The organism is Candidatus Paracaedibacter symbiosus (genome assembly GCF_000757605.1).
Lineage (GTDB): Bacteria > Pseudomonadota > Alphaproteobacteria > Paracaedibacterales > Paracaedibacteraceae > Paracaedibacter_A > Paracaedibacter_A symbiosus.
This window is the reverse complement of the sequence record NZ_JQAK01000003.1, coordinates 33,087-54,535: the sequence shown is the minus strand read 5'-3', so window position 1 is coordinate 54,535 and position 21,449 is coordinate 33,087. Positions and strand designations below refer to the sequence as shown.

Genomic DNA, 21,449 nt, shown 5'->3' with positions numbered 1-21,449 from the left:
AATAAAAAAATTAATAGGGGGACTTAACATGCGATTTTTACCGACTTTTTCTCTAAAACCTAAGACATCTATTCTTGCACTTAGTTTATTGCTTTCCTCTGTGTCTAGCCAAGCCATGCAGGCGCCATCTGATGCTTCTTCCAATCGACTTACGGATGATTTATGTTTTGATTTAAGTGCCAATAAATACCAACAACCTAGATTGGAACTTGCTAATCATCCGATAGAAGACATTACCCCTCTAGCAAATGCCTTCAACTTCAATACAACAGTACAATTTTTAGACCTTAGCGGTACTAGTCTTGAAAAAGAATCTGTTGAAACCTTTCTAACTAGCTTACATAGGAACAAAACTCTTAAAATTCTTTACTTGCCTCACAACGCCTTAAAAGATGATTGTATCCATGCAATCTTCCGGCTTTTAACAAAAAATACCTGCCTTACCGATTTAAATCTCAGCTATAATAATTTTTCCACCGATGCAGCTATTAAATTAATTGATGCTTTTCCTACCAATACTTCTTTAACCCGGCTTAATTTGGAGGGAAATCTTGATTCACAAGGAAATCTTATTAATCCCGATGTACTAAAGAAAATTGCTGATTTAGTTAGTGGGAACATGCCTAAGGAGCCTGAAAATTCATCGGGATTTTGGAACATCTTTTTTAAGAAGAAACAGGAGCCATCAGACTCTTTAGATCAATCAAAACCACCGCTTTCCCCCGTTCTTTTGGATCCTAGAGGACGCACTTGGTCTTTAAAAGCACAAAGCCTTACTGAAGACCCTTTAATTAATGGATTTGCGGTTTATCGCGCTCATTTAGGTGACCAACAATTTGTCAATAAGGTAGTTGAAGCTTGCCAAATTTTCAACGATTTACCTCTGGCCTTAAGACAAAGACTGCCCTTGGAAATGCTCCTTAATTTAAGCTTTAATGCGCCCCAAATGAACAAGCTGGCAATCGTTTATGGAAAATCTCCCTTAAAAGCAACAGGTATAAGAGCTCTTAGCACTATTATTTCTTCCAATACTGTCTTGCAAGAATTAAGTTTCCAAGGGCAGGAAATGGGAATGGAAGGGCTAGAAGATCTTACCCGCAGCCTTAGAAATAATAACAATTTAGAAGTTTTAAGGTTAAGAGGCAATGGGCTAGGTGGAAAAGGAGTAATGCTTCGACTCCTTTCTTTAATAGGAAGAAATGGTACCCTTAGAATGTTAGATCTTGCCAGTAATGGCTTAACAGATATAAATGATACCCTTTTCTTTGAGACAATTTTCGAACAGGGGTGTTCCCTGACAACTTTGTGCTTGGATGACAACTATATTCGAGACAGAGGGGTGCAGCTTCTAACCAACGGTCTTGGGCATAGTAATAATCTTACAGAGCTTTATTTAGCAAATAATCAGATAGGCGACGAAGGGGCTAAAGCTTTTGCTAACCTTATTGCTTCGGGTTCAAAACTTAAAATTCTGGATTTGTCTAAAAACCTGGTTAAGGACGAAGGAGCAGAAGCATTGGCTGGGGCTCTTCCTCAAAATCCTGACTTTGAGAAGCTTTACTTAAATAAAAATATGATAGGTCTTGCTGGGTTAGAAGCCTTTGTTACTGAGTGGATTTCTCAACAAACTGAGATTGTAGTCGCATTGGGGGGTAATGCCTTTGAAAGGGAAGATGTAGAGGCAGCTTATGGGAGAGGAGCTCAAACACAGAAAAGTATGGATAAAGGTAAAGAGATTGAAAAACCTGATGAGGCAGAAGACATTTCAAGTGCTGAAGAAGTACCTTCATTAACCCTGCAGGCAGAAGAATTTATTGGTTCTCTCAACGATGATAAAGGGACATCTTATAATTCCTTAACAAGTCTCAAACTAAATGGTTCCGTAGGCCGTATGAGTAATCCAAACCTGGAGGAAGAAGAAACAGAGGTAGCTTATACTTATGGTTTACACATTCTGGCCAATGCTTTAGCTCCCGGAGGATGCCTAGAACATCTCCAGCTGTTAGACCTATCTCATAATAATATTACCGCAGAGGGACTCGGCGTTTTATCTGAAGGGATTAGCCTAAATACCTCCTTAACAAGCCTCAACCTAGATTACAATCCTGTTTTTGATTTCCTAGAACCAAATACAATTGGGTTGTATAGTTTGGCTTCTGCAATAAAAGATAAGCCGGTTCTTCTAGAAAACCTTTCTATCCAGGCTCCTAAGATGTCACTCAAATATGAAGGCATCGTCCGTAAATTAGCCTTAAAAATGAGAGAGCAAACACCTGCCTTGCCGGAGGAAAATGGGGAAGGACAAGTTGAGGTCCTTCAATAATCCTCTATCAGCATTAAATAGACAAGAGGATAAACAGCTCTTTCAAAAGCTCTTTATCCCCTTAACTTAAAACTCATAGAAAAAGAAAGCATAAAAAATGGCTTTTAAGAATTATTGGAGAGTGTTGCACCGATTAACTTCATCCTTAATGGTAGGGACTATTCTAACGAATTCTTTTATCCCTCTTGCCCAGGCCATGGAGCAGTTGGAGCAAGAAAGAAGGATGGTTCCAACTCCTCCACAAACTCCTTCTGCAAGAGAGGAAAACCTTCCTGACCAGCTCATGATAAAGCATCAAAGGCAGTTACAGGATCTTTATCAAAAAATATTACGTGCGGCAAAAGTAGAAGGGGAGAGCGATCCTGTGGAGGAAACCTGGCTATTTCTTGGCCAAAAGAAGGGGAAAAATAGCTCAGAAATAGACCCACGTTTAACTGAAGAGCTAAAGAATATTCTTCAGGCTCCTGAGATCTTGGCCTCGCAGAACCGATTGGAGGAAACTCTCAGAAAGTTGCAAGAGCCCCCGATTTTAAAAATCTTGCCAGCTGAACTGGTTAATAGAATTAAAACATTTTACAAAAGTTATGCTGATAAGTTCAAAAGCGCCACTCCTGAAAAACAAAAAGCTCTTTTAGAACCTAAGGCAGTTTTAACGCTTGATACCTTAGACTCATACCGTCTTTCCCAAGCCAGAGCCCGAGAGATTCTGTCCATGTCTGCTGAGGGTGTGATTAGCAAAAAGAACCCAGATGGCAATCACCCTGTAACTGAGCTGGGAGAGGTTTTCTTTAAAGGGGCGGAAGACTCTAAGATGCCATTATGTCCTACCTTAGAATCAGCTATGGGAGCGTTCCAAACCTTCCTTACAGGACAAGGCATGACTCCCAGCACGTTTTTAACGCTTAAAAATGTTGGTACTTTTCCTCAAAAAATTTATCCTCTTCAAGCGGCTCCCAAGGTTAATGGAAAGTCATTTGCTGCACACTATCAAAAATTGAGAGGAGACTTGTCTAATCTTAGCTCATCTAGTGTGAGTGCTTTGTTCTTAACAAGCCTTCTCACCAATCCAGAAGATGGGAAAGCCGATAATTTCTTTGTAGATGAAGACTATAATTTAGTAGGCATTGATAACGATATGGCTTTAGCCCCCTCAATTTTGTGGAAGGTTAATCCTTATGAAAAGGAAGAAAGCCATTCTATTGGGGTAAAGACTATCCTTTATCTTCTTCCTGGTCTTGAAGATCGCTCCTTAGACTCTGAAATTCGAAAAAGGGTATTATCTTGGGACCCTGGTCTTTTTGTGACCCAATGGTTGGGTGGCCTTCAAGCCAGGAATAAATCCTATAAAGCCCTATTTGGGGGCCAACCTATTCCATCGGAATTTCTTGAGGGTATTCCTCTCCATCTTCCTTCCTTTTTAAGTATGGACCTTTTTAAAAAAATTCAGCAATTGCAAGGTTATTTAAATAATCATGCAGATGCCAAACTTGAAGATATCTTAGCTTTTATGGATCCCCTGGTTTCCCAATATTATGGTCGTTTGAGAAAACTCAATAATAATCCTGTAGAAGCTTACCGCTACCTTGTGAAGGATCAGGATTCCAACTCCTTGACTCATGAGGTTCTTTTGGAAGAGATTCTATCTCCACGAGCTGAAGTGCTCATCCATACAGAAGACAAAAGCTTGCAAAAATCCTTGGTCTATCAAGCATTGCGGCGTGAACAAACAGATAAGCATGAGATGAAAGAGATTCTGGGACAAAACTCTACCAATGTCCTTTCTCCGCAAAAGCAAGTCCAGGCTCTTTTCAAGGAAATAAATTTTCAAGAACTCTCTTCATTGCTTCAAGGGCGTTACTTAATTACGTTGCAAAAGTTTTTTCCAAAGGTATTAAAAGAAGTTCCAGAAACTTGGCGATTAAATGATCTAGCTCAAAAGATTTTAACAGAGTCTTTTTCTTTTGAGGACCGCCTTCATCTCTATCCCGCATTAAAAGCGCTTGGTATTGCTTTGCCTGAGGATCACCTATATAAAGTTTTGGCACTCAATGGGCAAGATGAAGACAAGGCTGTAGAGGAATTAAATGCTATTCTCTCCTTTGGGGTTTTGCCAGAAGCTCTTAATACTTTAAATTCTTTAGGAAAGTCACCCCTGGATTTAAGTTTGGAGTATGACTTTGAGAAAGTCTTTCAACGCCTCATTGATGCAGGTGTCTATAAAATCCAGGCAAAAAAGGCGGCTTCTTTTTATGTTAAGGGGAAGCTTGGGGAACGAGATGAAGACGATGCGACTCTCAAAGCCTATCGCAGGTTAGAAATAAAAAACCGAGCGGTAGAGTGGGAAACAGCCCTAGAAGTGCTTATGCCCATCTCTGAGGATGAGAATGCTCCTATCAGGACAGTAGATGGGGATAAACGAGAGATGCCTGAGAACGTACGCGGTGCGCTGTTTCATGAGGTAACGGGAAAGATTAAAAAGGTCAATGAGGGGAAAGGCCGCAGCGCTGTAGGTAGAGTTATGCGGGGACCCTATGAGCTTTATTTTAAGGAGTTTCCTGAACTACCGGGAACGGAGGAGGCGGTCCGGTTACTTAATCTTGCTATAGCTGGTCACGATTCTTTCTTTAGTAAACTCATCCGCTATGGGAATAAACCTTACCTTGTCTCTCTTGGCGTGAAAGGAAAAAATCTAGCTGATATTTTTGAGGAGCATGCCAAAAAGGTAGAAAAGGTAAAAAAACTTAATCCTCACCAGGCAGCAAAGCTTGTGCCTGAAGGGATAATGAATCTGGATCCTAAAAACGACGGCTGAGATAATTCTCATGGCGATGCTTATCAATCCAGAAGATGGTCAACCGGCAAATTATATCCTGGAAGAACTCCCACCGTCTTCTCCCAACGAGCCTAAAAGATATCGATTGATTGGCATTGATAATGACCATTCCTTTGGTGTGACCGTTGCTAAAAAAGAAAATGAGGGTAAGAAGTCTTTAAAGTTTATTGAGGTAAAAACGCTTCTTTTTTGTTTAAAGGAGATGAATGAGATTTTGCCAGCCGAAGTGCACCAGCATTTTAAGAATATTGCTTTTGAGGAAATTTTACCGAAATGGTTGGAGGATCTAGGTGACCTTGAGAAAGGTTACCAGGCTTTGTTTACATCTGAAGAACGACAAAGTTTTCTTCCTCTGTCTGAGGAAGAAAAAAATTCTTGGGCTCAATGGTTCAGAAAGAACAATCTGGATAACGTACCCCCTCCTGAGAATAAGCATAGCTATATTGGAGTCGCTTTTAATCGAGAAACCATAGAGCGGGTATATAATAAGTTTAAGGGGCTGCAAAATATATTAAAGGATAACCGTGAAATTAAACCATTGGAGATTTTAAAAGAATTGGAAGCTCCTTTAGCATCTAAGTATGACAAGGGCTTTGCAGTATATCCAAGAGGCCAAGATTTATATGAGCGATTTGATTTAGTGGATGGAGAGGCATACCACCGCCCTCAAGGAGGAGGATTTTACACGTCTACCCGATTAGGTCCTTTTTTACGGTCCTCAGATATTCCTCTTGCCCAGACAGTCCAAGATCTTATTCTGCAGGGCAAACAGCAGGGTCCTGCACAGGCTTTAATAATCCTTGAGCGATTATTACAAGAAGATGCAAAGCAAAATCATCTTTTATCAGATTTTAAAAATCTTTTAGGAGCCAGAGCTAGGGAAGAATTCTTAAAGAATTATAACTTTAAGAATACGTCTCCTAAGGACCAAAGAGACTTATTGAATGACATTAAAAGCCGACAGGGGACAGAAAGAGGTGCGATTCGACGTCTTAACTTGAAGTATTGTTCAAGCTTAACTGGAGAGTACTTTAAAGGGTTTGAAGGCAAGTTTGTTACTTATTTAGGTCTTCAGGGATGTTCGAGGTTGACAGAAGATGACCTCTTTATCCTTGCTCAAGGAGTACCTAGTCTGCGGTGTTTAAATCTAAGCCACCTGCAGAAACTTGTCCGATTGGGCAACTCAACCCCCCTGAGAGTTACAAATAGGATCTTTCAACTGCTGCAGCTTAAAACATTGATAATAACAAACGCTAAAGCCTTTGAAGAAATATATATTAATGGACCACAATTAAAGGAAGTAAAGCTCCAAAATTGCCCAAACCTGCAAAAGCTGATCCTTGAAACGCCCCAGCTTCAAGACTTAGATCTGCGAGGAAACGCCTCAATTACCGATGAAGCCCTTAATAAAACAATGCGCTTTATACTCCAGTTAAAAAATCTTTATATTGAAGGTTGCGACAGGATTCAAGAGAAAGAGTTTGCTCAAACGAAGAGTTATTATCCCTTTGCTGTATTTAAAATGCTTCCTTCAGGTAATAAAGAACACTTGTTGAAACTTTTAAGAGGAGAAGAGACGATTGCAAAGGGAGATGGTGCCACTCAGTTGGTGAATTTAAAATATATTCCAACCTTGAGAGGTCTTGATATATCTTCCCATCCTTTAGCCTTATCCACAATTAATATATTAGCAGAATACCTTAAAAAAAATACAACACTTACTACACTTAACTTACTTGATACTAATATTAACTCTCTTCAGGCACCAATCCTTATAAAATCTCTTCAAAGTAATCAAACTCTTACAGAACTAACTTTGGAAAAAAATCGCATTGGCCCTGTAAGCGCCATAGCGCTTGCTGGAGTCTTTAAAACAAATACTTCCTTAAAAATATTAAATTTGAGAGATACTGACATTAGAGATGAAGGTGCAGAAATCTTATTACCTGCTCTTCAAGATAGTCATTCTCTCACAGAACTGGATTTGGGAGGTCTTAGTTGTGGAAGTGGGGCTAAGAGTGCTAAAGCGCTTGTCCAATTTCTTAAAAGTAATAAAACCCTCACAGCCATGCATTTAGTTCGAAACGCTGTTTGGTTTGCAAATAGTGAAGCTAAAAATTTTATGGGGGCCCTGGCAGCAAATACAACTCTTAGGACATTGAACTTGGGATGGACATACGATCTGAACCCACTATATGTTTTTAAGGACGAAGATATTCAAAGATTGGGAGAAAACTGTTCTCTTACCAGCCTAAGTTTGAGGAAGGCTAATATAAATACGTCCGAAGCTAAAATTCTAGGAGAAGCTTTTAAAAACAATACGACTCTTACCGAATTAGATTTATATGGTAACAGGATTGATGACATAGGAGTAGCAGCTCTACTAATACCACTCTTTCAAGTCAATAATACAACTCTCAAAAAATTAGATTTAGGGGATAATGGACTCCTTGGCTCAAGACCATTTGCTGATCTCTTTATAATAAATCAAAGCCTCACTACCTTGCGCTTGGATCATAATAAATATTATAGTAACTCTGGCAACTTAGGATCTTTGTTGTTTCTCACGCTAGTACTACGAGAGAATAAAACTCTTACTGAAATTAGTTTATGCGCTAATCACATTAGCGATGCAGATGCTTTAAACCTTGCAGCAGCTCTCAAAAAAATAAAACTTTAAAATCGCTGGATTTGAGAGGTAATAAAATTAGTAATATGGGAGCGGAAAGCCTTTTAGAAGCTTTATTTTTTAATAATACATTAACTGACTTAAACTTGGAAGGAAATAGAGTTGATAATGACGTACTTAAAACGATTAAAGAATACTTAATACACAATAGCAAGCTACCTAAAAATAATTTTAATACAGTCTCTTTCGGACTAGCATCAAATCTTTCCTCCCAAGTTTCCATTCGACAAAATACTCAAGATCTATATTCGGAAGGAGAGATAGGCATTATTTCGTCTAAACATGAGAAAGAAAGGGTTGAAGATACTTTAAAAGATAACCTTTTGATTGAAGGATTTACGACTTTAAAACAAAGTGAGAAAAATATCAACAACGCTCTGATTTATATTAATAATTCTTTAGGGGAGGGCCAGACGCCTTATCGGAATGTAGATGAAATTGCCCAAGCTTTGGATAGCCTTAAAGAGGAAAATCCATCTCTAGCTAAGCTAGCATTTAAGACTCTTTATAAGGATTACCAAGACCAGATGCTGGCTTATGGGCAACGGAGTTCCAACGAAGAGGAAGCTTCTCTTATTCCTCCACAAATAGAAACCCCCCATGCTGAAGTCCCTTATTCAGTAGCCAATGAACAAGAAAGCAGAGGCTTACAAAGTTCTACTGAAGGTAGGTATCCCTATGTTTCTCGCCACTTGCAAAGAAACAATCGACGCATTTCTGTATTATCTCTAGATAGCAGCGATTCTAAAGGGACATTTTTCCAGGCATTGTACCTTGAGCAGCTGGAAGAGTATACTGGCAAACCAGTCTACGAGCTCTTTGATGTGATGGGGGGAGTTGGCATGGGAGGTATCTTAGCTTTAGGGTGCGCAGCCCGTAGCCCTCATGGAGACAAGCCTCTTATGACGCCGAAGAAATTTAGGGAACTACTGGAGAATACCTTTACGTCTAAGAAAAAACCTAAAGAAGAAGACTTTGTTGACATCATAATAAATCTTTTTGATGCTGAACTTTTGTTAAGCGACACTTTAACAGATTTATTCCTTCCTGTTATTAGGTCAGAAAAAGTTGAGAAACTCAAAGGTCGCAAGAAGAAAATTTATTATGAGGAAGAAACTTACCTCTTTAACAGCTTCCTTGCCCAACGAAATCGATTTCATGATTTCTCAATGAGGGACATAACCAAGGTGATTCTAAGTCGAGAGTTAGTCTTAAAAGAAGAAAAGGGACTTAAACTGGATTCTTTAGGAGATAAACTTGTCCTTTCTAAGCAAGGAGGAACCGCTTATTATGCCATTCCCGATTCCAACCCTGGTAGTGTTCTTAGAAAGGAAATTAACCTTTACTTTGGATCGCAAACAAGGCCCTTTATTTTCTCCTTAGGTAAAATGAGTAAAAAACCTGATAACCGTGAAAGTTCGGACGTTCACGAGGAGATTATTGCAAATTATGCAGCCGGTCTCGTTCGTCATACGGACAACTTTTTTTCGTGAGCGAAAACTATTCTCGTTTTACTCTACCTCCTGCGCAACTTAAAAGCTTCACGCTGCCATCAGGAGAAGATAAAGATAAAATCCTTAAGGAAATAGTACAAGGAAAGGAATTTAACAAAGTTGGAGATACTTTAAACGAGAACGCTGATAAAAAGCGTCCGGGGGGGAGCTAACTCCTTAAAGAAATAGGGCATCAACTCAGAATTACAAAAAAATAAGGAAAGAGTAATGACGAGAGAACTTAGAAGAAAGAAAGCAAGAAAAACAGCTGCATCACAAAGAATAAAGAAGTTCACTTGCAGCTTAATGATCAATGTCATCCTTCTTGAGTCATTGACGCCTGTAGTACAAGCAATGGAACAGGAAGAAGGTTGATAGCCTTAACTTAAACTAATAGTACTCCCCTAAATGATAAATAGGTAACTCTCAGAGCAAGTCTTAAATTTTATATCTAGATTTATAGAGAGGCTTTACATCTTTTAGATGTAAAGCCTTAGAAAAAGCCAGTATAGTTATAAAACTCTTATGGCTTAATTTAAATTATTCTCTTCCTTCATTTTTTGTCTGTCCCATGGCAAGAAGGTCTTCAAATGGACTGAGATCTCCTTTAATGACAATTTCTTGGTCAGTTCCTTTTTTGTAGCCTTCATATAATCTATTTGCTAATTTATAGGGGTCCATAATCTCATCATTAGCTTTAATAAACCCAGCGATACAAAAAGCCATTGCATGTACTCCACTTTTTTCTGCATTTATTCTTTTTGCATAATCGTGAAGGACAGTCATTGCCATTCCTAAATGTGGAAGCTCAGGAAATACAGGGTTTATAGGAGAATCACCTGTTGTATATATTATAGTCCCTTTACCCTGCTCAATCATTCCCGATAAAACTTGGTTGGTAACTCCAATCGCTGGAAGTGTGTAAGTATTCATGATTTCCATTAAATCATCTGTTTTCAACTGGGCCATAGGAATAGAACGAAAAAGTGATAGCGGTGGGGTAGGACTGAACTCAAGAACATCTATTTGACCAAACTTATCTTTAATCTCTGTAAAAGCCCTCTCTACTTGATCTATTTTTGTAAGGTCAGCAGGAAAAGCAGCTGCTTCCACTCCTTTTTCTCCGAGCTTTGTAACATACTCGTCTAAAGAATCTTTATTCCTGGAAATCAAGGCTACTCGGAATCCTTCTTGGCCAAACTTATCTGCAATTGAAAATCCTAACTGAGGTCCTACCCCTGCTATAGCTAAGACAGGCTTTCTAGCTGCAGAATTCATTTCTAAACTATCTTCAGCAGCAATTGCTGCGATACCACTAACTTTTACAAGTGATAGGATAAAAGCAAATTGTAAATACTTTCTCATTTCTTTCTCCAAATTAATATAATATTCTTTACATATTTTTTCACAATCCACCCATTCAAGTAGATCTACCTTTTTACGTTTACTAAAATTCCCAATAAAAGATTAGATGGTAAATTTGAAAAATATATTTCAATATATGGGAAAATTGTTTTGCTTAAATAGAGAGATATTATGGGATTACATAATGATATATCCATTTTCGTAAAAGTAGTTCAATGTAGAAGTTTTAGTGAAGCAGCTAGAATTTTAGGTATTCCGATTTCTACAGCAAGTGCAAAAGTATCACTATTAGAACAAAAATTAGGGATCACTTTAATACAGCGCACAACACGAAAATTACAATTAACTGAAGCAGGACTAATATATTTTCAAAGATGTTTGAACGCTTTAAATGAAATAGATATTGCCGAAAATGAGTTAGCAGACCTCAAGCAAGAACCTCAAGGGACATTTAGAATTTTAACGCCAACAGATATAGGACACTATTTAATTATTCCCATCGCTCAAAAATTTCTTGAGAAGTACTCAAAAATAAATATAGAATTTATACTCATAAATAATATAATTAATATCATCGAAGAGGAAGTCGATTTATCTTTACATATTGGTGATTTAAAAGATTCAAGCTTAATTAAGAAGCTTTTTATAAATGCAAAAGCAGGTTTGTGGGCAAGTCCCCTATATCTTAAAAATAATAAAGTTATAAACCACCCCTTAGATCTAAAAGATCATAAATTTATAAAATATTCTACGACTCAATGTCCTAAAGCTATTGAATTGACAAGAAATAGTGAAGTCCATATTATAGAACCCCAAGGAAAAATTGAAGTTAATGACATTGAGAGTGCAAAAATCTTTGCTCAACTAAATCAGGGGATTGCCGTGCTTCCCTCATACTTGTGTGAAACTGAATTTAAGAAGGGTGAATTAGTAAATATCTTGCCTGATTGGGATTGGCAAAGCCTTCCCATATCGTTTGTTTACCCTGCAAAAAAATTTATAGACCTTAAAGTTAAACTATTTATTAAGTTTGCAGAAGATGCCTTTAAAGCTATGTACACATAAAAGATAGGATAACAGGGAGATTTATATTTATTCTAGATAGTCATTTTATAGCAAGCTAGTAAATTCTCGTACTGAAATTATTTAAGAAAGATAAATTACTGGAGCAACCCTACAAGAGGGGGGTTATAATCAGATCAACTTTAACGAGATACTTCTTCATAAAAGAAGTTAAACTCATGCTTAATATAACTTATCAATAAATCTTATTATTTTTTTATGATTTCCCATCACTATTCTTAATGTGTTTGGCAGAGATTATTCTATTCGTATTAATACGGAAAACTTGACCCGAAATGGCATCGGTTCCATTAAAAAGAACTTTGAAAGATTCTATCACGCTAGGAGAGGTAGCATCTTTTTTCCACTGAGGATTTTCACGGTCATTGCTAAACCAGAGAAGATATGTTGGATACAAAGTGGTACCTTCTTTCCGACTGTCTAGATGAAAGTCTTTAATATAGAAAGGCTTCTTAGTTCCTTTAACATACACGTGATCAGTTCTAACTTCTTGTTTGGTCCCATCTTGTTTAGGGACTTTTGCCAGGCGACATCTCTTTTCAAAAAAGTCATAGCCTTTGGTGCATTGATGGCGCGTTACTTTGATTTCTGTCGACTGCTCATGACCTCTAACTTCTAAGATCTTTTCGGGATTTGCGATGATGTCATCAGCATTGGTAAACAGAGGATCTGCTTTTACATCAAAATCAAACTGTGGTCTGGTATTATACGTTTCTTGGATTAAGGCCGCTTCTTGGTTTTCTTGTCTCACCTTTTTCACTTGAGAATCTATTGTCGTTTCCTTAATAGACGTCTGAGATAGCGTTGAGGGGTCCTGATAACCAGGAACTTTAGACGCATCGGTTGGTCCAGCTATCTTTAATTCTGGATTCTGGCTTAAGGCTTGCCCTTGAGTATAATACTCTTGAGTATAATAGTCATTCATGCTAGGATCCGCCCTGCTTGCGATGGGATAAATTCCTAAAACAACTACAAGAACTTTGATTACTCTTCTCATTGACGAGCCTCTTTCATCCCATCCAATAGTTTCTTTGCCTGTTTCTTTAGCTCTCCTTTACTTTTGATTTGGAGCATGGCTTGCTCAAAAGAAATATTTCCTTGAACAATATCAAAAGAATCACCCTCTCTTAAAACAAAGCTTGGAACTTGGGTAATCTGATAGTCGTCAAACAAGGGAGGATTAATATCAGCGTTTTCTTGAAAGAATCCCCGATTAAGCCACGAAATACCAAGGTAGCTCCCATCTCTTGCGCTTGGATAAAAAGGGATTTTAGAGATTCTCCTGGCATGCTACTGGACACAAACACAAGGAGTTTCTGGTCACTCTTTTTTGTTTGTGCGGACGCGTTTTGATCTTTCAAAAACCCTTTATCTTGACAAGAGCCGCATAGTTTTGTCTTATCTTTTGGAAGCAAATCCGCCACCTCTATAAGATGGTAGGCTTTCTCGCGTGCCTCTACTTCTTCAGCTTTTGCTTGAGACATTATTTCTTGAATATTAGGAGTGTTGGCGAACCCGGCTGATGCGAAACAAGTTATTAACATATTGATTTTAAACATTATTATATCCATTTTTATAAGAGGCAGCAGTCGCGATTGCGCCAAATCAAATACCCAAAATCCGACCCTTTATAAGGAAACTCTTTACCTCCCTGCCATGTTACTTCCGAGTGTCCCATGGGGTAACAATCTCTGGCCGTGGGAAGGGGATAGGTCATCTGAAAGCGATACATATTTTTTTTGATAATGGGCATGGGGTATTTGTCGCACAGACCTTGGACTCCATAAGTCCCCCACAAAAGACCTTCCCTGTGCAGCTTGGCCATGAACTTTCCTGCTACCAGTAAGCTTGCCTGCACGCCACCCATATGGTCACGAATTGTTCCCGTGAAGGGGTAGAGACCACCCTGGCAGCCAGAGCACCAAAACAGCTCATTTCGAGGTAGATCTGCTGTTGCTGCAACACAATCAGCAGCACAAGCTGCTTGCGCAAGGGGATTACCAAACAGCACGGCTTCTGGGTTCAAGATAAAGGATTTCTCATCATCATTCCAAAGTGGGTCAAGCTCAGTCAAATAGGCTAGATCAATAGCAGATGATTCTAAGCACAAAAAATCTGTAAGTATTTCTAGCCAATAGGTAATCGGATAAAGATACCAATGCACATGGTAGAAGCTGTGATGAGTGCCATCATCGAGATCTTCTGTAACATCGCCGCGCCCTCTCACGCCGGTGTTGGCAATCTGAACCCCTCCCATATTAACAAGGCAGTAAGGGGTACGCGTTACATCCACTAAGCGTACCGGCTCCCAAAAGCTAATGGGAATGCCCGGAACAGGGAAAGGGAGAGGTGGACGTTTACATAAGCAAAGAGGTTTACGCGATGTTTCAGGGCTGGGATTACCCTTCACCACGGTCACGCCAGCTATTTTAAGAGAAAAGATGCATTTCCAACATATATCGATTACTGGATTAACAAACCGGCCGACGCACTTAGATTGAGAGGGATTAAGACTCAAAATAAAAACCAAAGCGACAAAAACATACTTGTAATATTTGTAATACATGTTATATTTTAAAATAGAGATACGTTTAAAAGAGGAGTACTGAAATGTTAGCTGTTCGTCTTTCAGAAGAACTTGATCGTCGTTTAAAGACAATCGCGAAAAAAACACATCGAACAAAAACCCATTACGTCGAAGAAGCCATAAAAGCCTACTTAGATGCCCACGAAAGGGATTTGGTTGCAATTGCAGAGTATGAAGAACAGCGTCGCAATGGGACCTTAAAAACTTATTCTTTAGCAGAAATAAAGGAACGTCATGGCCTCGACTAGTTCCTGGCATCTTGCAATGACAAATGAGGCTGACAAAGCTTTTAATAAGCTGGATAAGCCAATTAAACAGCGAATCATAAAATTCTTTGAAGAACGTGTTCTTCCTCAGCCCAATCCACGTCAGTTTGGGAAAATGTTGGTAGGAGATCTTGCGGGGTATTGGTCGTTTCGCATTGGAGATTACCGTGCCATTTGCGACATTCGTGATAACGAGTTGATTATTCTTATGGTCGACATCGATCATCGACGTCAGGTTTATGATACTTAAGCTATCCATTAGCGTTCCCTTTATAAAGAGGAACTGTTTCAATTATTAGTTTATTTTCTTTTTGTGAGACACGGGCAGGCACCTCCCCTATTCCAAACTTTGTTGTTAAAACGCTGCCCTGATCAAAATAGAAGGTTCGCTTGTACGCTTTCTCAAGATGTAATGGGGCACCATTAATGAGAACAATTTTACCCTGCTGCTGAAGTGCCCATTGAACTTGAGAGGTATCATCGCCATCTATAAAAACAAGGGGAATACCAAAAGACATGGAATCAAGAGGATTAAAAGAGCTTCCTTTTTTAGCGATGAATTGGCCTTTGTGATCCTTAATATCTTGGCTCACCACAAAAGTTGGATCATAGTCTCTTAACTGATATTTGGTGGCCTTGATAATGCCGCCTACAGGCACTGGCCGCTCGACGCTTTTACTCATTTTCTCTTGTAATTCTTGTTGATGCAGGGCCATCTTATTGCTCGACTGTAATCCTTTCAGGCGTTCCTCAATCACAGCTAATAAACTTTTCTCAACGATCTCAAAAACGGGACCATGAACCCCTAAATTCTTGGCTTGTACTTGTGCATTCCCTAAGACCGCCAATAAAAGCATCCTTTTAAACGGCATAACGGCTACCCTCTTTTCGCATATGCGTTTTCTGCATCTCCATCACCAATTCAATCGCTTCTTCAATAGAGGCGCCTTTATTGGTAAACTCTTCAATCAAGCGGTACTCTTCCGCATTGGTGGAGTATAAAAGCCTGCTAAATGGATCAAGGCGCAAGCGCCCGACAATGCTATTAATCTGCGGTCCAAACAGGGCAATCTCTGAATAATGGGGTGGCTTTGAGTGGATCGACTTTAACAAAGCTTCTTTGTATTCGGTATCGACAAATCCCTGAAGTTGCGGGTGATGCTTCAAAGAGGTAATCACATCTAATTCTTGATAAAGAATGCACTTCCAGGCTGAGCAGTTAAATGCTTCTGTGGCGCCAGGAGATTCTGGCTTGAAATAGTCTGTTAAATGTTGGGTTCCAAGAACAATGGAGCCTTTGTATTTACGGGCTGTTCTTGTGACTTCAGAGATAAAATCAGCCGTGTTCTTGCCACTAAGGAGCTTCCAGGCCTCATCAATGATAATGAGAAAAGGCGTGATTCGGTCCCCTTTGGCCATTTCCTGATTGATCTGAATGATCAGCATCTGGACCACAACAGCCATGAGACTTGGGTAATTTCTTAAATGATCCGTTTCAATGACAACCAGTCTCTCCTTAAAACTGGCATTAGCTGGTTTATTAAAAAAATGTCCATAAGACCCTGAACCTGAAAAGGGATAAAGGGTCTGACCGAGGTTGATTGCAATCCGATCTTCATGGTTATCTAAAAACTCTTTTACCGTATCGACTGAGCTTTGATTGCCATATTTCTCCCAAGAAATGCGAATGGCTTGCTCAAGATAGGAGTTTTCTAAATCTGTTGTTCCGTGTTTTGGAGCCGCCATCACTTGGAAAATAGGAGCAATCATCGCCAACATTTCTTCTCTTGCTACTAAGCTCGCGGCATCATTGGCTTGGCTAATTTGTGTAAAAGGATTGAGGCTAATAGGAAGCGTAATATCAAACTCAATATGGCATTCCAGGCCCAAACCCCCGAAAATTCCGAGCAAAGTGAATCAAGTCACGAAATAGGCGGATTTCTTAAGTTTCTTTTCCTTACATAAGTGTTGAGAGCAATATGGTTTGTATAGCCAAGAACCTTGGCAATTTTTCTTGTTGAAAGACCATAACCCAAGAGTTCATTGATTCTTTCAATATCTTTATCAAATTTGCTTTTTTGGATTGTCCCTTTGGGTTTTCCTAAAACTTGACCTTGTCGCTTTTTGGAAGCCAAGGCTTCTTTTGTTCTTAAGCTAATCAGGTCTCTTTCCAATTCAGAAAACAAAGAGAACAAGGTCAAGATAACCTTTGAATTCATATCCTGGCGACTAATATCCAGATTTTGTTTGATTATAATAACCCGAACATTGCGCTCAGCCAGAGAATTAACCAGGGAGATTACTTCAGCTGTACTGCGTCCTAAACGGCTCAACTCTGTTACGATCAAAGTATCAGCTTCATTGAGTTTTTCTAGAAGTTCATCAATACGTCGTTGTTTGGTGGTTTTGCGAGAAGAGATGGTGATTTCAATAAATTCATTAATTGTCAGTGATTTTTTTCTAGCAAACTCCAAAAGTTCCAGTTTTTGATGATTGAGATCCTGTTTGTCAGTAGAAGCCCTTAAATAAGCGACTATTTTACCCATTAAAATGGCCTGTTCTGTATTAACCTAGTTTTCGTTAAAAATTAAACCACTTTGTATGATTGATTCAACATATTTTGTATTTACAGAATGTTAATAGTATAACGCCCATTAACAAATAATCAAACTAGATCATATTTAATGAACTCAATAAACAAAAGACTTTCCATCTTATCACCTCTGGAAGAATTTGCTTTTTATGGCTTCCCAGATTTTGATAAAGAACAACGGGCAACATTTTTCGATTTTACAGAAAAAGAGTTGGAAATAATTTTAAGACGTCCTTCTTTTCATTCCCAAGTTTACTGCGTTGTGCAGATTGGCTACTTCAAAGCCAAGAAACTTTTCTTTCGTTTTTCACTTGATAAAATACCCAAAGATGACCTCCAATTCATTCTTTTGTGTTACTTCGATAGTAAGGATTTACTTTCATCTACAGTGACAAAGCATGAATATTATCTGCAACGTAAATCAATCAGCAACTTATTTGGTTACCAACTCTGGTCACGCCATTTTTTACCTGAACTAAACAACCGGGCTGAGCTAAGCGCAAAGCGTGATACGGCGCCAAATTTTATAACCCATGAAATTCTGGATTTCTTACAAAATCAAAAGATTGTACGACCCGGCTATACAACTCTGCAAACTATTGTCAGCCAGACTTTGACACAAGAGAGAAATCGACTTAAATGCCTTTTGAAAAACCAGATTACAGACTCTCATAAGCAAAGCCTAAATCAACTTATCCAGAAGGAAAATACTCTATCGGAGTTGGCAGCCCTTAAACAAGATGCCAAGAGTTTTGGGGCAACACTGATGGGACTGGAGCGCAAAAAACATAGCATTTTGAAGCCCTTATACAGTATTGCTCAACAAATTTTACCACATCTTGATATTTCCCAACAGAATATCACCTACTATGCAAGCCTGGCTCATCATTATACGATTTATGACTTGGGCCGATTTGAGGAGGAACAAACCTACCTTTACCTTTTGTGCTATGTATTTAAACGTTACCGCCAAATCAATGATAATTTGGTTGATGCCTTTGCTTTTTGGTTAAGAAAGCTGGAAAACGAAATTAAGGAAAAAGCAAAGAGCCATCTTGTTGAAAATGTTGAACAATCCGATCAAAAGGTCGGGCGCCTTCTTCTCATGTACGTTGATGATAATCTGAGTGATACGCTCACATTAGGGCAGGCACGTCAACACGCATTCGAGATTCTTCCCAAAGACACGATCCGGTCTCTTGGAGAGAAGATGGTAAAAAAGCCTCAACGCAGGCAGGAGCTTCAATGGGAAGAACGAGAAAAAATGGCTTCCCGCTACAAACGCCACTTACGACCTTTATTTATGCATATTGATTTTGAGAGTCGACTCCTGGATAACCCCCTGCTCAAGGCGATCGATTGGATGAAAGAAGTGTTTGCAAAAAAGCAATCTCTATCACAGCAACGTTTTGAGATATTTCCTCGCAATTTCATTTCTTCCAGGCTGGAACCTTATCTATTTACATTCGATAAAGATGAAACCCCAATTATCCAGGCAAAATGCTATGAAATCCTTGTCTATCGCCAAATTATAAAACAAATGGAAACCGGCGCTCTCTATATTAATGATAGCGTTCAGCATCGGCCTTTCGCAGATGAGCTTGTTTGCTTAACACAAAAATCTACCATATTGAAGACTCTGGATATTCCTTGGTTAAAATCATCCTGCGAAGAACAGATTAACTCACTTTTCAGCGAACTGGAGACGCTTTGGTACCAATTCAATCATAGGCTGAAAAAAGGCCAATTAAAGCATCTTAAATATGATCCTCTTAAAAAAGAGATCATATGGACTAAGCCAAAATTTATCAATGATGACAAGGAGAGTGACCAACAAGATTTTTACGATAAACTGCCCATAAGTGAAATTAGTGATGTCTTAAGTTTTGTGAATAGCCAAACCGGGTTCTTGTCCGCTTTTACTCCATTACAACCTCTCTATAACAAACAAAAGCCTGATGAAGAGCATCTGATTGCTGCCTTGTTGTCCCATGCCACAGGGGTAGGGGCCCATAAAATGGCGCAAACAAGCGATATTTCGTACAATATGCTTGATACGACTTGTCAGCAGTATATACGTCTGGCAACGTTAGAAAAATCTCATGATTGTATTGCCAACAAGATCAGGACTTTAAGTATTTTTCTGCATTATACTTTTGATCTGGATATTCTTTATGGCAGTACTGATGGCCAAAAATACGAGGTCACCACCTCCACAATTAAAGCACGGCGCTCACGCAAATATTTTGGCAAAGGTAGCGGTGTTGTTGCGTATACATTATTATCCAACCACGTTCCAATACAGACTAAACTTATTGGGGCACATGAGCATGAAAGTCATTTCGTATTCGATATCTGGTATGGCAATACCTCTACCATTAAACCAACAGTTATTACAGGGGACATGCATAGTATCAATAAAGTCAACTTTGCTCTTTTACACTGGTTTGGCGGCGAGTTCAGACCAAGGTTCACCAACCTCAAAAAAGAACTTGATAATATTTATGGAACGAAAGAAATGCCGTCTTATCAAAACTTTCTGGTACAACCAGCCGGTCAATTAAATCGGCAGCTTATCATCGATGAAAAAGAAAACATCGATAGAGTGATTGCAACGTTAGCCTTAAAAGAAATGAACCAAAGTACTTTGGTAAGAAAGCTTTGTTCCCTGTCACCCCATAATAATACACGTAAAGCCATCTTTGAATTTAACAAACTCATTCGCAGCATCTATACATTAAAATGTATCTTGAATCCCAAGATCTTATCAGATGTCCACCGCTCTCAAAACCGGCTTGAATCCTATCATACCTTACGAGCTGCCATTGCAAAAGCTGGTGGAAGAAAAGCTTTGTCAGGACGAAGTGATATTGAAATTGAGAAGAGTAATCAATGTGGTCGCCTTATCGCTGGAGCTATTATTTACTATAATGCCTCAATTCATTCATGTTTTCTTGATGCTAATCCCCATAACCAGAAGAAATTGAAAATTGTTAAGAAATCATCACCTGTTGCTTGGCAACATATTCACTTCACAGGAAGATTCACCTTCTATACCAACAAAAAACCAATTAATCTCAGGCATCTCATTGAATACATTGATTTATAGCTCCTCGTTTTTCCAAAATAATCAATCTTTTTGACTTGCTCAGAATTTTCGGGGGTTTGGGCCTGGAATGCCTAATAAGAAAAACACCAAAAGTAATTACTATTTAACGATCAAGAGGTATGAAGTGCAATGAGCTATCGTAAACAGCAAGATATATATACAAAGAGTTTCGTCGATACCTATGGAGGTAAAATAGCTTACGCAATTTCTGAAGGTAAAGGAACTCCTATTGTTTTAATTCATGGTAATTCTTCCTCGAAGGAAGCCTTCAAAAAACAATTTGATACCTTAGGGAAAAAATATAAGGTTATTGCATTTGATTTACCTGGACATGGTAAGAGCGAAAACGCTCTAAATCCTGAACAGGTTTATTCCTTTCCTGGTTATGCGCAGGTAATTATTGAAGCACTGGAAAAGCTAAATATTTCTCAATCCATTTTTTGTGGGTGGTCGTTGGGAGGGCATATTGCTACTGAGCTATTAAGTCAACGATCGGATCTTGTTGCAGGTTTAGTTATTACAGGGACACCTCCTATTCCTTTAACTGAGGAAGGATTAACAAAGGGATTTAAAGTGTGTGATGTATCTTATCTCACGGGTCAAAAAGAACAATTTTCTATTCAAGACGCTTATAGATTTCTTGCTCATGGTGGATTTACCCCAGACGAGGTGCCAGATCTTGTTGAGGTAAATATGAGGGCCGACGGCAATGCACGCCATTTTATGATTAAATCAGTGAAAGACGGTATTGGAGCCAACGCGAAAGACATTCTAGAACGCACGAATACGCCAATTTCAGTTATTATAGGTGAAAAAGACCCATGGATAGAAAATGGTTACATTCAGAAGGAAATTAATTATAGCAGCTTGGTAAGTATGCATCATGTTGATTGTGGCCATGCTCCCCATTGGGAAAAGCCAGAATTATTTAATGGCATTATAGATGATTTTGTTCAAGCAGTCTCTATCCACTAAAAGCTCATAAGAGTTGGCTAGAAAGAGACTATCCAAAAGGGGGCTGCGACATTAGATCCAAGCTTATCACAGCTCTAAATCTAGCCATTCTAGAGCAGTAGGTGATAACTAATCTATAAATAGAAATGCAGAT

General features: G+C 38.8%; 17 protein-coding genes and 1 pseudogene. 11 read left to right on the top strand and 7 right to left on the bottom strand.

Annotation, left to right across the window (positions count from 1 at the left end; translation table 11 throughout):
- Positions 1-28: 28 nt before the first annotated feature.
- From IG80_RS0108465 to IG80_RS15140, 6 genes are all read left to right on the top strand, one after another.
- Positions 29-2,323: a leucine-rich repeat domain-containing protein gene (locus IG80_RS0108465; protein ID WP_032113643.1), complete on the top strand. Its 2,295-nt coding sequence runs from the start codon at positions 29-31 to the stop codon at positions 2,321-2,323.
- 97 nt (positions 2,324-2,420) lie between these two features.
- A complete protein-coding gene (locus tag IG80_RS0108460) occupies positions 2,421-5,135 on the top strand; it encodes a hypothetical protein (protein ID WP_032113642.1) in 2,715 nt (904 codons plus the stop codon).
- Between the two features lie 16 nt (positions 5,136-5,151).
- A complete protein-coding gene (locus IG80_RS0108455) occupies positions 5,152-7,836 on the top strand; it encodes a leucine-rich repeat domain-containing protein (RefSeq protein ID WP_232224379.1) in 2,685 nt (894 codons plus the stop codon).
- Positions 7,837-7,871: 35 nt separating this feature from the next.
- Entirely contained in the window at positions 7,872-9,338 is a 1,467-nt protein-coding gene (locus IG80_RS0108450) for a hypothetical protein (protein WP_032113640.1), read from the top strand.
- The gene (locus tag IG80_RS16265; RefSeq protein ID WP_156962137.1) at positions 9,335-9,511 is read left to right on the top strand and encodes a hypothetical protein; all 177 of its coding nucleotides are present in this window, start codon (positions 9,335-9,337) and stop codon (positions 9,509-9,511) included. The genes IG80_RS0108450 and IG80_RS16265 overlap by 4 nt, the downstream gene beginning before the upstream one ends.
- A gap of 55 nt (positions 9,512-9,566) precedes the next feature.
- Complete coding sequence (locus tag IG80_RS15140) at positions 9,567-9,713, top strand: hypothetical protein (protein ID WP_156962136.1); 147 nt, start codon at positions 9,567-9,569, stop codon at positions 9,711-9,713.
- A 165-nt stretch (positions 9,714-9,878) separates the two neighbouring features.
- On the opposite strand, the gene IG80_RS0108445 is transcribed toward IG80_RS15140, so the two are convergent.
- The gene (locus tag IG80_RS0108445; RefSeq protein ID WP_052046278.1) at positions 9,879-10,703 is read right to left on the bottom strand and encodes an SDR family NAD(P)-dependent oxidoreductase; all 825 of its coding nucleotides are present in this window, start codon (positions 10,701-10,703) and stop codon (positions 9,879-9,881) included.
- Between the two features lie 171 nt (positions 10,704-10,874).
- Between IG80_RS0108445 and IG80_RS0108440 the strand changes: the two genes are divergently transcribed.
- A complete protein-coding gene (locus IG80_RS0108440) occupies positions 10,875-11,768 on the top strand; it encodes a LysR family transcriptional regulator (protein ID WP_032113639.1) in 894 nt (297 codons plus the stop codon).
- A 214-nt stretch (positions 11,769-11,982) separates the two neighbouring features.
- Here the strand turns inward: IG80_RS0108440 and IG80_RS0108435 are convergent, their stop codons facing one another.
- From IG80_RS0108435 to traU, 3 genes and pseudogenes are all read right to left on the bottom strand, one after another.
- A complete protein-coding gene (locus IG80_RS0108435) occupies positions 11,983-12,783 on the bottom strand; it encodes a hypothetical protein (protein WP_032113638.1) in 801 nt (266 codons plus the stop codon).
- Positions 12,780-13,075: pseudogene (locus tag IG80_RS16840) on the bottom strand (TrbC family F-type conjugative pilus assembly protein). The gene IG80_RS0108435 and the pseudogene IG80_RS16840 overlap by 4 nt, the downstream one beginning before the upstream one ends.
- 284 nt (positions 13,076-13,359) lie before the next feature.
- Complete coding sequence (gene traU / locus IG80_RS0108420) at positions 13,360-14,352, bottom strand: conjugal transfer pilus assembly protein TraU (protein WP_032113635.1); 993 nt, start codon at positions 14,350-14,352, stop codon at positions 13,360-13,362.
- A 44-nt stretch (positions 14,353-14,396) separates the two neighbouring features.
- Here traU and relB point away from each other — a divergent pair, with 44 nt between their 5' ends.
- Both relB and IG80_RS0108410 read left to right on the top strand, forming a co-directional pair.
- Positions 14,397-14,621 carry a type II toxin-antitoxin system RelB family antitoxin gene (relB, locus tag IG80_RS0108415; RefSeq protein WP_032113634.1) on the top strand — a complete coding sequence of 75 codons (225 nt, stop codon included), beginning with the start codon at positions 14,397-14,399 and terminating at the stop codon, positions 14,619-14,621.
- A complete protein-coding gene (locus IG80_RS0108410) occupies positions 14,608-14,889 on the top strand; it encodes a type II toxin-antitoxin system RelE family toxin (RefSeq protein WP_232224378.1) in 282 nt (93 codons plus the stop codon). Before relB ends, IG80_RS0108410 begins: the two co-directional genes overlap by 14 nt.
- Before the next feature lies 1 nt (position 14,890).
- On the opposite strand, the gene traW is transcribed toward IG80_RS0108410, so the two are convergent.
- The 3 genes from traW to IG80_RS0108395 are packed head-to-tail and all read right to left on the bottom strand — an operon-like array spanning position 14,891 to position 17,185.
- Positions 14,891-15,496 carry a type-F conjugative transfer system protein TraW gene (gene traW, locus IG80_RS0108405; RefSeq protein WP_232224381.1) on the bottom strand — a complete coding sequence of 202 codons (606 nt, stop codon included), beginning with the start codon at positions 15,494-15,496 and terminating at the stop codon, positions 14,891-14,893.
- Positions 15,497-15,500: 4 nt separating this feature from the next.
- A complete protein-coding gene (locus tag IG80_RS0108400; RefSeq protein WP_052046276.1) occupies positions 15,501-16,550 on the bottom strand; it encodes a TraG/VirB4 family ATPase in 1,050 nt (349 codons plus the stop codon).
- 11 nt (positions 16,551-16,561) lie between these two features.
- Positions 16,562-17,185 (bottom strand): recombinase family protein, encoded by a 624-nt coding sequence (locus IG80_RS0108395; protein WP_032113579.1) that lies wholly within the window; start codon positions 17,183-17,185, stop codon positions 16,562-16,564.
- Positions 17,186-17,323: 138 nt separating this feature from the next.
- Between IG80_RS0108395 and IG80_RS0108390 the strand changes: the two genes are divergently transcribed.
- Together IG80_RS0108390 and IG80_RS0108385 are read left to right on the top strand one after the other, a co-directional pair.
- Positions 17,324-20,341, top strand: a complete 3,018-nt coding sequence (locus IG80_RS0108390; RefSeq protein WP_032113580.1) for a Tn3 family transposase — start codon at positions 17,324-17,326, stop codon at positions 20,339-20,341.
- Between the two features lie 129 nt (positions 20,342-20,470).
- On the top strand, positions 20,471-21,316 hold the full coding sequence (locus IG80_RS0108385) for an alpha/beta fold hydrolase (protein WP_052046275.1): 846 nt from the start codon (positions 20,471-20,473) through the stop codon (positions 21,314-21,316).
- Positions 21,317-21,449: the final 133 nt, after the last annotated feature.

Bases quoted from the DNA above. Each gene is read 5' to 3' on its own strand.
- IG80_RS0108390 (WP_032113580.1), top strand. From the start codon at position 17,324: ATGAACTCAATAAACAAAAGACTTTCCATCTTATCACCTCTGGAAGAA.
- IG80_RS0108410 (WP_232224378.1), top strand. From the start codon at position 14,608: ATGGCCTCGACTAGTTCCTGGCATCTTGCAATGACAAATGAGGCTGAC.
- IG80_RS0108450 (WP_032113640.1), top strand. From the start codon at position 7,872: ATGGGAGCGGAAAGCCTTTTAGAAGCTTTATTTTTTAATAATACATTA.
- IG80_RS0108385 (WP_052046275.1), top strand. From the start codon at position 20,471: ATGAGCTATCGTAAACAGCAAGATATATATACAAAGAGTTTCGTCGAT.
- IG80_RS0108460 (WP_032113642.1), top strand. From the start codon at position 2,421: ATGGCTTTTAAGAATTATTGGAGAGTGTTGCACCGATTAACTTCATCC.
- traW (WP_232224381.1), bottom strand. From the start codon at position 15,496: ATGCTTTTATTGGCGGTCTTAGGGAATGCACAAGTACAAGCCAAGAAT.
- IG80_RS0108445 (WP_052046278.1), bottom strand. From the start codon at position 10,703: ATGAGAAAGTATTTACAATTTGCTTTTATCCTATCACTTGTAAAAGTT.
- IG80_RS0108455 (WP_232224379.1), top strand. From the start codon at position 5,152: ATGCTTATCAATCCAGAAGATGGTCAACCGGCAAATTATATCCTGGAA.
- traU (WP_032113635.1), bottom strand. From the start codon at position 14,352: ATGTATTACAAATATTACAAGTATGTTTTTGTCGCTTTGGTTTTTATT.
- IG80_RS0108465 (WP_032113643.1), top strand. From the start codon at position 29: ATGCGATTTTTACCGACTTTTTCTCTAAAACCTAAGACATCTATTCTT.
- IG80_RS15140 (WP_156962136.1), top strand. From the start codon at position 9,567: ATGACGAGAGAACTTAGAAGAAAGAAAGCAAGAAAAACAGCTGCATCA.
- IG80_RS0108440 (WP_032113639.1), top strand. From the start codon at position 10,875: ATGGGATTACATAATGATATATCCATTTTCGTAAAAGTAGTTCAATGT.
- IG80_RS0108395 (WP_032113579.1), bottom strand. From the start codon at position 17,185: ATGGGTAAAATAGTCGCTTATTTAAGGGCTTCTACTGACAAACAGGAT.
- IG80_RS0108435 (WP_032113638.1), bottom strand. From the start codon at position 12,783: ATGAGAAGAGTAATCAAAGTTCTTGTAGTTGTTTTAGGAATTTATCCC.
- relB (WP_032113634.1), top strand. From the start codon at position 14,397: ATGTTAGCTGTTCGTCTTTCAGAAGAACTTGATCGTCGTTTAAAGACA.